Annotated in this window: 10 protein-coding genes and 1 other RNA gene; 7 read left to right on the top strand and 4 right to left on the bottom strand. The window is 69.7% G+C overall.

Features of this window, described 5'->3' with window-relative positions; translation table 11 throughout:
• Positions 1 to 365 precede the first annotated feature (365 nt).
• Together ACIRB1_RS39455 and ACIRB1_RS39450 are read right to left on the bottom strand one after the other, a co-directional pair.
• A complete protein-coding gene (locus ACIRB1_RS39455) occupies positions 366 to 1,349 on the bottom strand; it encodes a hypothetical protein (protein ID WP_403468909.1) in 984 nt (327 codons plus the stop codon).
• Between the two features lie 258 nt (positions 1,350 to 1,607).
• Entirely contained in the window at positions 1,608 to 2,597 is a 990-nt protein-coding gene (locus ACIRB1_RS39450) for a LysR family transcriptional regulator (RefSeq protein ID WP_403468908.1), read from the bottom strand.
• Between the two features lie 83 nt (positions 2,598 to 2,680).
• On the opposite strand from ACIRB1_RS39450, the gene ACIRB1_RS39445 reads away from it, so the two are divergent.
• The 7 genes from ACIRB1_RS39445 to ACIRB1_RS39415 all read left to right on the top strand — a co-directional run bounded on the left by ACIRB1_RS39445 (position 2,681) and on the right by ACIRB1_RS39415 (position 13,495).
• Positions 2,681 to 3,904 carry an MFS transporter gene (locus tag ACIRB1_RS39445; protein ID WP_403468907.1) on the top strand — a complete coding sequence of 408 codons (1,224 nt, stop codon included), beginning with the start codon at positions 2,681 to 2,683 and terminating at the stop codon, positions 3,902 to 3,904.
• Between the two features lie 229 nt (positions 3,905 to 4,133).
• A complete protein-coding gene (locus ACIRB1_RS39440) occupies positions 4,134 to 5,429 on the top strand; it encodes an ABC transporter substrate-binding protein (RefSeq protein ID WP_403468906.1) in 1,296 nt (431 codons plus the stop codon).
• Complete coding sequence (locus tag ACIRB1_RS39435; protein WP_403468905.1) at positions 5,426 to 6,385, top strand: carbohydrate ABC transporter permease; 960 nt, start codon at positions 5,426 to 5,428, stop codon at positions 6,383 to 6,385. The genes ACIRB1_RS39440 and ACIRB1_RS39435 overlap by 4 nt, the downstream gene beginning before the upstream one ends.
• Complete coding sequence (locus tag ACIRB1_RS39430) at positions 6,382 to 7,206, top strand: carbohydrate ABC transporter permease (protein ID WP_352185367.1); 825 nt, start codon at positions 6,382 to 6,384, stop codon at positions 7,204 to 7,206. Before ACIRB1_RS39435 ends, ACIRB1_RS39430 begins: the two co-directional genes overlap by 4 nt.
• A 15-nt stretch (positions 7,207 to 7,221) precedes the next feature.
• Positions 7,222 to 9,513: an alpha-xylosidase gene (gene yicI, locus ACIRB1_RS39425; RefSeq protein ID WP_403468904.1), complete on the top strand. Its 2,292-nt coding sequence runs from the start codon at positions 7,222 to 7,224 to the stop codon at positions 9,511 to 9,513.
• Positions 9,513 to 10,523: a LacI family DNA-binding transcriptional regulator gene (locus tag ACIRB1_RS39420; RefSeq protein ID WP_403468903.1), complete on the top strand. Its 1,011-nt coding sequence runs from the start codon at positions 9,513 to 9,515 to the stop codon at positions 10,521 to 10,523. Before yicI ends, ACIRB1_RS39420 begins: the two co-directional genes overlap by 1 nt.
• Before the next feature lie 44 nt (positions 10,524 to 10,567).
• Entirely contained in the window at positions 10,568 to 13,495 is a 2,928-nt protein-coding gene (locus ACIRB1_RS39415; RefSeq protein ID WP_403468902.1) for a glycoside hydrolase family 3 C-terminal domain-containing protein, read from the top strand.
• A gap of 53 nt (positions 13,496 to 13,548) precedes the next feature.
• On the opposite strand, the gene ssrA is transcribed toward ACIRB1_RS39415, so the two are convergent.
• Positions 13,549 to 13,936, bottom strand: a transfer-messenger RNA (tmRNA) gene (gene ssrA, locus ACIRB1_RS39410).
• A gap of 113 nt (positions 13,937 to 14,049) precedes the next feature.
• On the bottom strand, positions 14,050 to 14,598 hold the full coding sequence (gene smpB, locus ACIRB1_RS39405) for an SsrA-binding protein SmpB (protein ID WP_352185396.1): 549 nt from the start codon (positions 14,596 to 14,598) through the stop codon (positions 14,050 to 14,052).
• Positions 14,599 to 14,660: the final 62 nt, after the last annotated feature.

The following is a 14,660-nucleotide window of genomic DNA, read 5'->3' as shown; positions in this document are numbered from 1 at the left end:
GGAGAGGCGGCGGCGCCGAGGGGCGCGCGGGGTGCGCGCCGCGGCTCGTCTCGGCCGCGGGGCGCGCGCCCCGGTGCCGCCCGGACGGGAGACGCGGGCCTCGGTCCCGGTCGGGGGCGAGCCATGTGCCCCGCCTGGGCGTGCGGCGTGCGCCCCGCCTCCTCCGCCGACGGGTGAGGCGGGTGCCCCGGCTCCGGCCGGGGGCGGTGGATACGCCCCCTCACCGCCCGGGGGCGGGACAGGCACCCCGCCCCCACCCGGACGTGCCGCGTGTGCCCCAACTCCGTTCGTGGCAGCCGGAGTTGCTCCGTGACGGCCGCCCGGGGCCGGGTTCGTGGCCTTGGGGCGGCGGTTGTGCGATGCCATCAGACGATGTGCTCCGGAGTCGTGGACGGGGCCGGCGCCTGTTCGGACGGCGCGGCCGGCCCCTGCGCGACGGGCGACGGGCTGCTCGGGGCGTCGGCCACCGTGCCGGTGCCCGCCGTCGGGCTCGGGGACGGTGACGGTTCGGACGGCGCGCTCGAACTGGGCGCCGTCGTCGGATCGGGCGAGGACGAGCCAGGCAGCGAAGGCTGTACGACCGGGTGGGTCACGCTCACACCGCCCGGCGTCGAGGCGCTTCTGCTCGCGGACGGCCGCGGCGACGCGGACGTGCTCGCCTTGGCACCGGGCTTCGCGGACGCGCCTGCCGTAGCGCTGACACGCACGCCCGGCGAGGGCGTCGTACCGTCGCTCGCCGTCGGGATGTTGCCCGGCGCGACACTGCCACCGGCGCCGGACGGGCGGCCCGACTCGGCGGGCAGCGGCGAGGTGTCGACCTTGCCCGCGGGCGCGTCGTCCTTCTGCCCCGGCACCGGCAGCCACGGCGCGTCCGAACTCCCGGACAGCAGCGTGACGACGATGACGACGGCGTAGACCGCGCACGCGATGCCGACGGCCATGCCGATCCGGCGGTACCTACGGCTGCGACGGCCGGACTCGTCGACGAACACGGGCCCGTCGGAACCCTCCTGACCCGCGCCGGAACCGCCCCTGCCACCGGAGTCCGCCCGCGGGGCGGGCCCGTCGAGCTGGACGGTCACTTCGTCGGGGTCGGCCGCGGCGGACGCGGTCCCCGCCAGCGCGGAGGACGCGGCCGACGCGCCCCAGGGATCGGCGAGCATCCCGGCACCCGTGCCGGACATCCGCTTGCCGGCGGGCGGCTCGGGCCACCCGGTCCCGGTCCGTACCCGGAGACCGTCCCTCGCCGCGCGAGGACGTTCCTTCCCGGTACGCGGTCCGTCCTCGGCGGCACGATGGCCGCCCTCCAGGACCTCTGGTCCTCCACTCGCTCCGGTTGCTCGGGTCACCGGAGCCCCTGGGGCCTCTCCGCCTATGACCGGTACGTCTCTGGTCGCGGATGCGGCTTGGGGCCATTCCGGTTGGGCGTCTTCTCGCCACTTTTCCATGCGCACGCACATCCCCCCACGGGACTGTTCCGGGTGCGCAAACGACCCTGAGCACACGCCGCCGAACCGGGCCCCCACCCGGTCCGCGCGCCCCCCTTACCACACCGTGCTCAGGCCCTGAAGGTAGCGCACGGCGACCTCCGCATGTGGCGGGATGCGTCATTTTCTCCTTTTTAGCATGTCCACGTCGATGGCTGGAATCCATCCATTAACCGGCCGACGCAGCCAGCCGCACGCGTCACCGATCTCCACCGCGGCACGTCTCAGCGCATCGAATCCGGTGTGCACCAGCCCCTTTCGCCACACGAGCGACACGGCGGACAACGGCACCGGTTCCACCAGTGGCCGCACCACGGTCCCCGGCGTGGCCGGAAAATCCACCACGGCGAGAACCGGCGTCCCCGTCCTCGCCATGACCCGCTCGAACTCCTCTTCGCCTACGGCCATGGGCGCGGGCGGCGCGACCGAGATCCCACGCCCCTCGAACAGCCGGCGGGCGAGATCCGTCCACTCCGGCGTACGGGGATTCCCGGCACCGGCGTACACGACCTCCCCCGCGAGCGCGGCCAACGGCACCTCGTCGAGCGAGGCCAGCCGATGCCCCTCGGGCAGCACGACCGCCATCGGCTCGTACCGCACCAGCTGATGCCCGAGCCCGGCCCGCACCCGCGCGTCCAGCCCGCCGAACCGCCCGAACGACACATCGAGCCGCCCGGCGATCAACTCCCCCGCCGCGCCCGCCAGTCCACTCTCGTAGCGGACCATCAGCTCCTGGTCCGGGGCGAGTTCACGGGCGCGCCGCACCACCCGCCGCCCGGTGCCCAGTCCCGGCGTGTTCAGATCGACGAGGAGCGGCCGAGCCGCTGCCTCCCGGAACGCGGCGAGCAACTCCTCCTGCGCAGCGAGCACCCGCCGCGCATACGGCACCAACCGCGCCCCGTCCGGCGTGAGTGCCACCTGCCGGGTGCTCCGCACGAACAACTCGACCCCCAACTCCCGCTCCAGCCGCCGCACATCACGGCTGAGGGCCTGCTGGGCGACGTAGAGGCGGGCGGCGGCGCGGGTGAAGTGCAGTTCCTCGGCCACGGCGAGAAAGGCACGCAGAAGTCGGGGATCGACGTGAGCCGATGTCAGAGGCGTCCAGGGCATCCGGCGAACCTACAACGAGGGTGCGTGAATCGACGCGGACCAGGTGTTGGACCCGGTGATCCACTCCGGGCGACGGTTGCCGCATGCCGCATCCACCCACCGCCCGCGACCACCCCAACGCCCGCCACCACCCCACCTACCGCCGCCTCTTCACCCTCCCCGGCACCCGGGCCTTCACCGCCGGGAACCTCATCGCCCGCCTCCCCGCGGGCATGTCGAGCGTGAGCGCGGTCGTGATGATCGCCGGTTCACGGGGTTCGTACGCCCTGGCAGGCGCCGTCACGGCGACCGGCCTGGCGGCGACAGCGCTGGTGGGCCCGTGGACAGCGAGGCTGACCGACCGCCACGGCCAGTCCAGAACAGCTCTGCCGGCAACGGCAGTTGCCGTCCTCGGCTCGCTGGCCCTCGTCCTCTGCGTGCACTACGACGCCCCGAACTGGACCCTGTTCACCGCCTACGCCGCCACCGCGACCACCCCCAACACCGGAGGCCTGTCCCGCGCCCGCTGGACTCACCTCCTGGCCGACGACCCGGAGTCCCTCCACACGGCGAACTCCTTCGAGCAGGCGGCCGACGAACTGTGCTTCATGCTGGGCCCGGCACTGGCGACACTGCTCTGCGGCACGTTCTTTCCGGAGGCGGGCACGGTGACGGGGGCCGTGCTGCTGCTGACCGGGATGCTGGTCTTCACCGCCCAGCGTGCGACGGAACCCCCGCCGAGCCCGGCCCCGCAGGGCGGTTCGCCCCTCCGCGCACCCGGCATCCCACCCCTCCTCGCCGGGTTTCTGGCGACCGGCGCGGTGTTCGGTTCGATGGAGGTCGCCACGCTCGCGTACGCGAACGGGAGCGGACACCGGGCAGTGGGCGGAGCGGTACTGGCCCTCCAGGCGGCAGGCTCCTGCGCGGCGGGCCTGGCCTACGGCACGCTGAAACCGACGGGCCCGGCCGAACGGCGCCTGGCGTACTGCCTGTCGGCGATGACGGCGCTGATGTCCTTGCCCCTGCTGGCAGCCCACACCGTCGGCTCCCTCCCCGCGCTGGCACTCGCCCTGCTTCTGGCGGGCACGGCGACGGCCCCGACGATGGTGACAGCGATGGCGCTCGTCCAACACCGCACCCCTGACGGCAGGTTGAACGAGGGCATGAGCCTGACGGTGACAGCCCTGCTGGCGGGAATCGCGTGCGGCTCGGCGGCAGCGGGCTGGACAACGGACCACACCTCACCGACGGCGGCGTTCTGGCTGCCGGTCGCGGCAGCGGCAGCGGCCCTCCTGACCGGCGTACCCCGCAGGCCGACCGCCCGCTGAGGGCAGCCCGCCCGGGGCGCGGGGCCGAGTCCCCGTGCGGCTCCGTCGACGTGAACGCGACCAGCCCCCACGGTGCCGCATCCACCCACACATCCATCGAATCGCTTGCGTCAATCTCTGCCCAACCCATTGACGCCCCCACAGCCCCTACATACCTTCCTCCATCGAAGCGCTTCGACAACTCCCGTCGAATCGATTCGATCCCCTCCGACCCCCCTGGAGGCACTGGATGCTGACGACACAACGGCGAGCGACGACGGCCGCACTGATCCTCACCGGATCGCTGCTCCTCACCTCCTGCGGCGGCGGCTCGGACAACGGCTCCTCGGACAGCAAGACCCTCAAGCTCTGGCACTACGAGGGCCCCGACAGCGCGATGGGCGTCGCCTGGAACGAGGCGATCAAGGAATTCGAGGCCCAACACCCGGGCGTCAAGGTGAAGTTCGAGGAGAAAGGCTTCGAGCAGATCCAGAAGACGGCTCCGATGGTCCTGAACTCCTCCGACGCCCCGGACGTCATGGAGTACAACAAGGGCAACGCGACGGCGGGCCTGCTCTCGAAACAGGGCCTGCTCACCGACCTCACCGCCGAGGCGACGAAACGCGGCTGGGACAAGAAGATCCCGTCCAGCGTGGGCACGACGGACGTCTACGACACCAACGGGGTGATGGGCTCCGGCAAGTGGTACGGCGTCACCGACTACGGCGAGTACACGATGGTCTACTACAACAAGGCCCTCTTCAAGAAGTACAAGATCGCCGAACCGAAGACCTTCGACGAACTGACCACCGCACTGGGCGAGTTCAAGGCGAAGGGCGTCACCCCGCTCGCCAACGCCGGCGCCGAGTACATCGCCCAGCAGTACCTCTACCAGCTCGCCCTGTCGAAGGCCGACCGCGCCTGGGTCGACAAGTACGAGCTGTACAAGGGGAAGACGGACTTCCACGACCCGGCCTGGACCTACGCGGCGACCACCTTCGCCGACTGGGTGAAGAAGGGCTACATCGCCAAGACCTCCAGCGGCACCAAGGCCGAGGACGCCGGAGTCTCCTGGATACAGGGCAAGGCCCCGATCCTCTTCTCCGGCAGCTGGTGGTACGGCCGCTTCCAGACGGAGGCCAAGTTCGACTGGGACACGACGCTGTGGCCCGGCTCGAACCTCACCCTCGGTTCCGGCGGCAACATCTGGGTCGTCCCCAAGGGCGCCAAGAACAAGCAACTCGCCTACGACTTCATCGACATCACCCTGTCGAAGAAGATCCAGAACCTGATGGGCAACAAGGGCGGCATCCCGGTCGCGGCCGACACCTCTGCGATCACCGACCCCAAGTCCAAGCAGCTCATCGCCAACTTCAACACCGTCTCCGCCCGCGACGGCCTCGCCTTCTACCCGGACTGGCCGGTCCCCGGCTTCTACGACGTCCTCGTCTCCGAGACCCAGAAGCTGATCACGAACAGCGAGAAGCCGGACGCCTATCTCAGCAACCTTCAGAAGGCGTACGACAAGGGCGTCCCGTCGACATGACGGTCACCGTCGAGAAGGACGGCCGGGTGCTCGACCGGCGTAACGCCGTGCGGCACCCGGCCCGTCGCCCGCGCAACTCCTACGCCCTCTTCCTCCTCCCCGGCGCCCTCGCGGCCCTGGCCGTGATCGTCGTCCCGTTCCTGATGAACACGGCCGTGAGCTTCACGAGTTGGCAGGGCGTGGGCGACCTCAAGTGGACGGGCCTCGCCAACTACCGCGCTCTGCTGGACGACGCGGAGTTCTGGGCGTCGTTCCGGCACAGCCTGTTCATGGTCGTGGCGATGGCGGCCGTACCGACGGTCGTCGGACTCGTCCTGGCCGCCGCCCTGTTCGACTACGTGGCCAAGCACTTCGGCACCCGGATCGCCGCGATCCTCCGCGCCTGCTTCTACCTCCCCCAGGTGCTGCCGATCGCGGTGGCCGGCATCGTCTGGAGCTGGATCCTCGCCCCCGACAACGGCTCCCTCAACGCCCTGCTGAAAGCGGTGGGGCTGGGCTCCTGGCAGCAGGACTGGCTGGGCGACCCGGACATCGCGCTCTACAGCGTCATGGGCGTCATGGTCTGGGTCCAACTCGGCTTCCCGCTCGTGGTGTTCATGGCCGGGCTGCAACGCGTCGACCCCCAGCTCTACGAGGCGGCCGAGCTGGACGGCGCGGGCTGGTGGCGGCGCTTCTGGCACATCACGCTGCCGCAGATCCGACCGGAGATCTACGTCGTCCTCACGTGGTGCACGATCGCCGCGCTCAAGGTGTTCGGCGCGGTGTACGTCCTCACGAAGGGCGGGCCCGGCGGTGCGACCGACGTGCCGTCCTACTTCTCCTTCACCACGTTCTTCGAGAAGACGCAGGTCGGCTACGGAGCCGCGATATCAACGGTGTTGACGGTGATCATCCTGGTGCTCTCCCTCGCCTTCCTGAAACTCCAGACCCGCGCGGAGGAAGGTGACCGGGCATGACGACCGCCCTGCGCCGCTACCCGGTCCTGATCGCCCTGTGCATCGCGGCCCTCTTCATGGTCGTCCCGTTCCTGATCGTCCTGGTCAACGCCGTGAAGTCACCGGCCGAGTACTCCGCACACGGTCCCCTCAGCCTCCCCCGGGGCGTCTACCTGGACGGTCTCAAGGACTTCTGGCAGCGCGTCGACTTCGGGCAGAAACTCGTCAACTCGGCGGTGATCAGCGGCTCGGTGGCCGTCCTGGCGGCCGTCCTGTCCGTCCTCAACGCGTACGCGATCGGCATCGGCCGTATCAAGGGCCGCACCTGGGTGCTGGCGTTCTTCGTCCTCGCCAACATGCTGCCGCAGGAGGCGCTGGTCTACCCGCTGTACTACCTGAGCAAGCAAGTCGGCCTGTACGACACGAGGTTGAGCGTCATCATCGTGTTCACGGTGATCCAGGCGGCGTTCGGCACGTATCTCCTCTCGTCGGTGCTCGGCCAGTTCCCCCGCGAGATCATCGAGGCGGCCCGGATCGACGGCGCCAACAAGTGGCAGGTGCTGTGGCGGATCGTGGTCCCCGTCAGCCGCCCCACGATCGGCGTACTCCTGGTCTTCTTCTTCATCTGGACCTGGAACGAGTTCCTGCTCCCCCTGGTCATGCTGATCTCCAACGACAACCAGACCGTGTCGGTGGCCCTCGGCGTCCTCCAGGGCCAGCGTCTGATGGACGCCACGATGACCAACGCCGCCGCCCTGCTGGGTGTGCTGCCCGCCATCGTCTTCTTCCTCGTCTTCCAGCGGACCCTCACACGCGGCATCGCCGTGGGTGCCGTCAAGTAGTAAGGGGACCCCCACATGAAGTTCACCGACGGCTACTGGCTGCTGCGCGAGGGCGTCACCGCCGCCCACCCGGTCGAGGTCCTCGATGTCACCGCCGCTGGGGGTACCCCCTCCGGGGGAGGCGCGTTGGAGATCCACGCGCCGACCATGCCGATCCGCCACCGCGGCGACCTGCTGAAGGGACCGGTCGTGACGATCAGCGCCCACGCCCCGATGCCCGACGTCATCGGCGTCACCTTCACCCACTTCGAGGGCGAACAGCCGCGCGGCCCCCACTTCGACGTACGCACCGAGTTCCGGGGGTCCGAGGGAGGTCTCCCGGAAAGGCACAGCGCGGTCCACACGTCCTACGACGACGAGCAGGCGACCCTCACCTCCGGCGCGCTCTCCGTCCAGGTAGCCCGCACCGGCCCCTGGCACGTCGACTTCCTCGCGCACGGCCGGGTCCTCACCGGCAGCGGCCCCAAGGGCATGGGCATCATGCGCGACGCGAGCGGCGCCCACTATCTGCGCGAGCAGCTCGGGCTCCACGTGGGCACGTCCGTCTACGGACTCGGTGAGCGCTTCGGCCCGCTGGTCAAGAACGGCCAGGTCGTCGACATGTGGAACGCCGACGGCGGCACCGCCACCGAACAGGCCTACAAGAACATCCCCTTCTACCTCACCGACTCGGGCTACGGCGTCTTCGTCGACCACCCCGGCCGCGTCTCCTTCGAGGTCGGCTCGGAGGCGGTGTCCCGGGTCCAGTTCAGCGTGGAGAGCCAGCAGTTGACGTACTACGTCATCTACGGCCCGACCCCGAAGGACATCCTCCGCAAGTACTCCGCCCTCACCGGACGCCCCGCGCTCCCGCCCGCCTGGTCGTTCGGGCTGTGGCTGTCGACGTCCTTCACCACCTCGTACGACGAGGAGACGGTGACGTCGTTCATCGAGGGCATGCGGGAGCGTGAACTCCCGCTCTCCGTCTTCCACTTCGACTGCTTCTGGATGCGCGAGTTCAACTGGTGCGACTTCGAGTGGGACCCGAGGGTCTTCCCCGACCCGGAGGGCATGCTCGCCAGGCTCAAGGAACGCGGCCTGCACATCTGCGTCTGGATCAACCCGTACATCGCCCAGCGCTCCCCCCTCTTCGCCGAGGGCAAGGCACTCGGTCATCTGCTGCGCCGGCCGGACGGCAGCGTGTGGCAGTGGGACCTGTGGCAACCGGGCATGGCCCTGGTCGACTTCACCAGTCCGGCCGCCCGTGACTGGTACGCCGGAAAGCTGGAGGCGCTCCTCGCGCAGGGCGTCGACTGCTTCAAGACCGACTTCGGCGAGCGCGTCCCCGTCGACGTCGCCTACGCGGACGGCGCCGACCCCGAGCGGATGCACAACTACTACACCTACCTCTACAACCGCACCGTCTTCGACGTGCTGCGCAAGCACCGCGGCGAGGGCGAGGCGGTCGTCTTCGCCCGCTCGGCCACAACGGGCAGCCAGAAGTACCCCGTTCACTGGGGCGGCGACTGCGAGGCGACGTACGAGTCGATGGCCGAGTCCCTGCGCGGCGGCCTCTCCCTCGGACTCTCCGGGTTCGGCTACTGGAGCCATGACATCGGCGGCTTCGAGGGCACCCCGACCCCCGCGCTCTTCAAACGCTGGCTGGCCTTCGGCCTGTTGTCCTCCCACAGCCGTCTGCACGGCAGCTCGTCGTACCGCGTCCCGTGGCTCTTCGACGAGGAATCCGTCGACGTGCTGCGGCAGTTCACCCGCCTGAAGCTGAGCCTCATGCCGTACCTCTACGAGACCGCCCGCACCGCCTCCGCCGAGGGCGTGCCGATGATGCGCGCGATGGTGCTGGAGTTCCCCGACGACCCCGGGTGCGCGCACCTGGAACGGCAGTACATGCTCGGGAGCGATCTGCTGGTCGCGCCCGTCTTCAGCGACGACGGGGACGTCTCGTACTACGTCCCCGAGGGCACCTGGACCCACTACCTCACCGACCGCACGGTCACCGGACCGCGCTGGGTGCGCGAGCGGCACGGCTTCGACAGCGTGCCCCTGCTGGTGCGGCCGGGTGCGGTGATCCCGGTGGGCGCGGTGGCGGACCGGCCCGACTACGACCACGCCGACGGCGTCACCCTGCGGGCGTACGGGCTGGGGCGGGGCGCGCGGGTGACGGTCCCGGTCGGCGAGGTGACCTTCACCGTCGTACGGGAGGGGGACACGCTCCGGGCGTCGTGCAGCGATCCGTCACTGTCGTGGGCGCTGGCCGCCGGGGACCGGTCGAGGTCGGGCAGCGGGTTCCTCACGCTGGAGCTGGGCTGATGGTGAAGATCACGGACGTGGCCCGGCACGCCGGTGTCTCCCCGAGCACCGTGTCGTACGCGCTGAGCGGCAAGCGCCCGATCTCCGAGGAGACCCGGCTGCGGGTCGAGGCGTCCATCCGCGAGCTGGGCTACCGGCCGCACGCCGGTGCTCGCGCCCTGGCCAGCAGCCGGTCGAACGTGCTGGCGCTGGTGATCCCCTTACGGACCGGCATCCATGTCCCGGTCGTCATGCAGTTCGCGGTGTCCGTGGTGACCACCGCCCGCCGCCACGACCACGACGTCCTCCTGCTCACCCAGGAGGAGGGCGAGGAGGGGCTGCGGCGGGTCGCGGACACGGCACTCGTCGACGCGATGATCGTGATGGACGTCCAACTCGACGATCCCCGGCTGCCGTTGCTGCGGTCTCTGGACCGGCCGTCGGTGATGATCGGCTTCCCCGCCGAGGCGGACGGACTGACCTGCATCGACCTCGACTTCAAGGCGGCGGGCGAGCTGTGCGTGGAACGGCTCGCCGGGCTCGGGCACCGGGTCGTCGCCCTCGTCGGGTCGCCGCCCGAGGTGTATGTCCGCGGAACGGCCTTCGCCCAGCGGGTCGTTCAGGGTTTCACGGCCGCCGCCGACCGCAACGGCCTCGCCTCCTCCGTCCACCCCTGCGAGGCCGCACCGGCCGCCGCCCTGGCCGTCGCCGAGCAACTGCTGCGTGAGCAGCCCGCGTTGACCGGGGTCGTCGTCCACAACGAACCGCTTCTGGAACCCCTCGTCGACGCCTTCGAACAGCTCGGGCTGCGGGTCCCTGGGGATCTGTCGATCACCGCGATCTGCCCCGACGAACTCGCCCGGTCGGTACGGGTCCCGGTCACGTCGGTCGCGCTGCCGACCGCCGAACTCGGTTCCAGGGCGGTCGAGTTGCTGATGAGGAAGCTGGACGGCAAGGCCGTGCCCGACGCGACCCTGCTGGCGCCCCGGCTGACGGAGCGCGCGAGCACGGCACCGCGCAACGCGCCCTGAGATCACCACCGTTGGTGCAAGGCCCTATGTGAAGGAGCCGCGGCATGAAAGGCAAGAGAAGAAGACAGAGCACGAGAAGAAGACACAGGACCACGCTCGTCGTCGCCTTCGCCCTGATCGCCGGTCTGGGCGCGACGGTCCCGGCGGCGGCCGACACCCCGTACCCCTTCCGCGACCCGACTCTCCCCGTGACCCAGCGCGTTGACGACCTGCTCGGCCGGCTGACCCTCGACGAGAAGATCTCCCTCCTCCACCAGTACGAGCCCGCGATCCCCCGGCTCGGCATCCAGTCCTTCCGCACCGGCACCGAGGCCCTGCACGGCGTCGCCTGGCTCGGCAAGGCCACCGTCTTCCCGCAGGCCGTCGGACTCGCCTCGACCTGGGACCCGGCCCTGATGCGGCAGGTCGGCTCGGCGGTCGGCGACGAGGCCCGCGGCTTCCAGCAACAGCGGCCGGACGGCTGGGGATTGAACCTCTGGGCCCCGGTGGTCAACCTCCTCCGCGACCCGCGCTGGGGCCGCAACGAGGAGGGCTACAGCGAGGACCCGCACCTCACCGGCGCCCTCTCGACGGCCTACGGCGAGGGCCTGACCGGCGGCGACCCGGACCACCTCAAGACGGCCCCCACCCTCAAGCACTACCTCGGCTACAACAACGAGGCCGACCGCGCGACCACGTCCTCCGATCTCCGCCCCCGGGTGCGGAAGGAGTACGACGAGGCCGCCTTCAGACCGGCGATCACGGCGGACGCGGCCACAGGCGTGATGACGTCGTACAACCTCGTCAACGGCCGCCCCAGCACGGTGAATCCGGACCTGAACGACGTCGTGCGGAAGTGGACCGACCAGAGCCTGCTCAACGTCACCGACGCCTTCGCCCCCGGCAACCTCGTCACCCCGCAGCAGTACTACCCGAGCGTCACGGAGGGCGACGCGGCGGCTGTGAAGGCCGGCGTGGACAGCTTCACGGACAACAGCGCCGACCCCGGCCCGACGACGACGGCGATCGACTCGGCTGTGCGGCAGGGCTTGCTGAAGGTCTCGGACATAGACAAGGCGGCGTCGGACATCTTCTCCGTCCGCGTCCGGCTCGGTGAGTTCGACCCGGGCGGCGGCAGGTACGGCTCGATCGACGCGTCCGTCATCGACAGCCCGGCTCACCAGCGGCTGGCGCGCAGGGCGGCGGCCGAGGGCACCGTCCTGCTGAAGAACAACGGGACGCTGCCGCTGAGGAGTTCGGGCAAGGACGTCGCCGTCGTCGGCCCGCTCGCCGACACCCTCTACACGGACTGGTACTCGGGCACCCTCCCCTACGCGGTCACCCCCGCGCAGGGCATCGCCACGAAGCTCGGCACCGGCGTCACGACCAGCGAGGGCGTCGACCGCATCGCCCTGCGCGACACGACGACCGGCACATACGTCACGGCAGGCACCGGCGACACCGGCGCCCCCTTGCGGGAGTCCGCCGACACCCCCACGACCGCGGCCCAGTTCGACGCCTTCGACTGGGGCTCCGGCATCGTCACCCTGCGCTCGGCCGCGAACGGGAAGTACGTCGGCTACAACTGGTCGAACTTCGTCAACGACCAGACACAGCCCAACGGTTGGTACGTCCAGCAGCAGTTCCGGCTGGAACCGCAGGGCGACGGCACGTACCTGCTGAAGTACGCGGGCTACGAGACGTCGGAGTCCTGGTGGTCGAACCCCCTCTACCTCGGCCCGACCGACGCGAACGGCACCCTGGGCCTGGTGCCGAAGGACCAGGCCGCCCACTACGCGAAGGACGTGGTCCGCAGCGGCGTCGCCGACGCGGTGGCGGCGGTCAAGGGCAAGGACACGGCGGTCGTCGTCATCGGCTCCATGCCGTCGATCAACGGCCGCGAGGCCCACGACCGCACGGACCTCTCCCTCGCCCCGGGCCAGGAAGCCCTGGTCAAGGCGGTCCGCGCGGCCAACCCGAAGACGGTGGTCGTGGTCGAGAACAGCTACCCGACCACACTCGGCGCCCTCCAGAAGGAGGTCCCGGCCCTCCTCTGGACCTCCCACGCGGGCCAGGAGACGGGCAACGCCCTCGCCGACGTCCTCTACGGCGACATGAACCCCTCCGGCCGCCTCACCCAGACCTGGTACCGCTCGGAGTCGGACCTCCCCTCGATCCTCGACTACGACATCATCAAGTCCGACCGCACCTACCAGTACTTCCGGGGCACCCCGCTCTACCCCTTCGGCTACGGCCTCTCGTACACGACCTTCCGCTACGGCACCCTGAGACCCGTCGCCGGCGGCTACGAGCTCCCGGTGACGAACACGGGCACCCGGTCCGGAGACGACGTCGTACAGCTCTACACACACCAGCGGACATCCCGCGACAAAGAACCCCTGAAGCAATTGAAAGCCTTCCAGCGGGTCTCACTGAAACCGGGCGAGACAAAGACGGTCCAGCTGAAAGTCCAGCGGAAAGACCTCGCCCACTGGGACGTCACCCGCTCGAAATGGACGGTGGAATCCGGCACGTACGACGTCCTGGCCGGAGCCTCGTCGACGGACATCCGCGCCCGGACGACCTGGCGCGTCCACGGGGAGACGATTCCACCCCGGAATCTGTCCCGGACCACCCGCGCCGAGAACTTCGACGACTACTCCGGCATCCACCTCGTGGACGAGTCCAAGGCGAGCGGCACGGCGGTGGGTGCGGCAGCGGACGGGGCGTGGCTGAAGTTCGCGGACACGCAATGGGGCACGGGGCCACGGACGTTCACGGCCCGGGTGGCGGGCACGGGCGCCGGCACGGTCGAGGTCCGGCTGGGCTCTCCGACCGGCAGGCTCATCGGTACGGCACACGCGGGCGGGACGGCATCGCCGTACGACTACGAGACGGTGACCGCCGACCTCGCGGGGGCGGCGAAGGGACGTACGGACGTGTATCTGGTCCTGAGCGATGGCTTGCGCTTGGCCACCTTCGCTGTGCGGTGACAGGAAAAAGCCCCCTGCCGCCGAAGCGGCAGGGGGCTCTCCCCACATGGGATGAGTGGAGATGGCGGGAATCGAACCCGCGTCCACCGGTGCAGAAGCAGGGCTTCTCCGTGTGCAGTTCGCTGTGATTTTCTCGGCCCCGGCGATCACGCGAACAAGTCGCCGACGGGCCCAGTCACTGTTTGATTTCCCATCGAACCCCGTGACCGGGCTCGATGGTTTAGTTCCCTAGATTATGCCAGGATCCGGGTCGGGAACACTCCCGGGCTGACACCCTTTTAGGGTCCTTCAGTCGCTGTTATTAGGCAGCGAGGGCGAAGGACTGGGAATCGCTCTTGGAATTGGCGATTATTGGTTGCGACATATGGTTTACGAGATCATTGCCGCTTCCTCGACACGCTTCACCTGCTTCGACATCCGCTGTCGAAACCGATCATCCCCATGTTGTTTTTTCAAACCGCTGCACACCCGCTGTGGGGTGCGGTAGCCATCGTACGTGAACAACGCGCGCCGATGCCACCGTATTCCCGGCGACCGGCCGGGGGAACGGCAGGCTACTCGCCGCGCTGCCTGCGCTTCGCCGCCGCGATCGCGCGGTCCGACTCCCGGCGGTCCTGCTTCTCGCGCAGGGTCTGCCGCTTGTCGTACTCCTTCTTGCCTCGGGCGAGGGCGATCTCGGCCTTCGCCCGGCCGTTGCTGAAGTACAGGGCCAGGGGCACGATCGTGTGACCCGTCTCCTGGGTCTTGGCCTCCAGCTTGTCGATCTCCTCGCGGTGCAGGAGCAGCTTGCGCTTGCGGCGCACCGAGTGGTTGGTCCAGGTGCCCTGGTGGTACTCGGGGATGTGGGCGTTGTGCAGCCACGCCTCGCCCCCGTCGATCTGGACGAAGCCGTCGGTCAGCGAGGTCCGGCCCTCACGCAGCGACTTGACCTCGGTACCGGAGAGGACGAGCCCGGCCTCGTAGGTGTCGATGATCGCGTAGTCGTGCCGGGCCTTCTTGTTCTGGGCGACGATCTTGCGCTTGCCGCCCTTCTCGCCGTCCCTGGCCTTGCCGCCGGCGGCCCCGCCGCCCTGCTTGGGCTGGGACTCCTTGGGTACGTACATTCCCTTGCTCATAGTGCTGCCATTTTCGCACTACCAGGGGGCCAGAAGGAAAGGCGATTACC

It is taken from the genome of Streptomyces sp. NPDC096013, from assembly GCF_044763565.1.
Lineage (GTDB): Bacteria > Actinomycetota > Actinomycetes > Streptomycetales > Streptomycetaceae > Streptomyces.
Note: the sequence above shows the minus strand (reverse complement) of the source record. Positions and strands in the feature narration are given on the sequence as shown.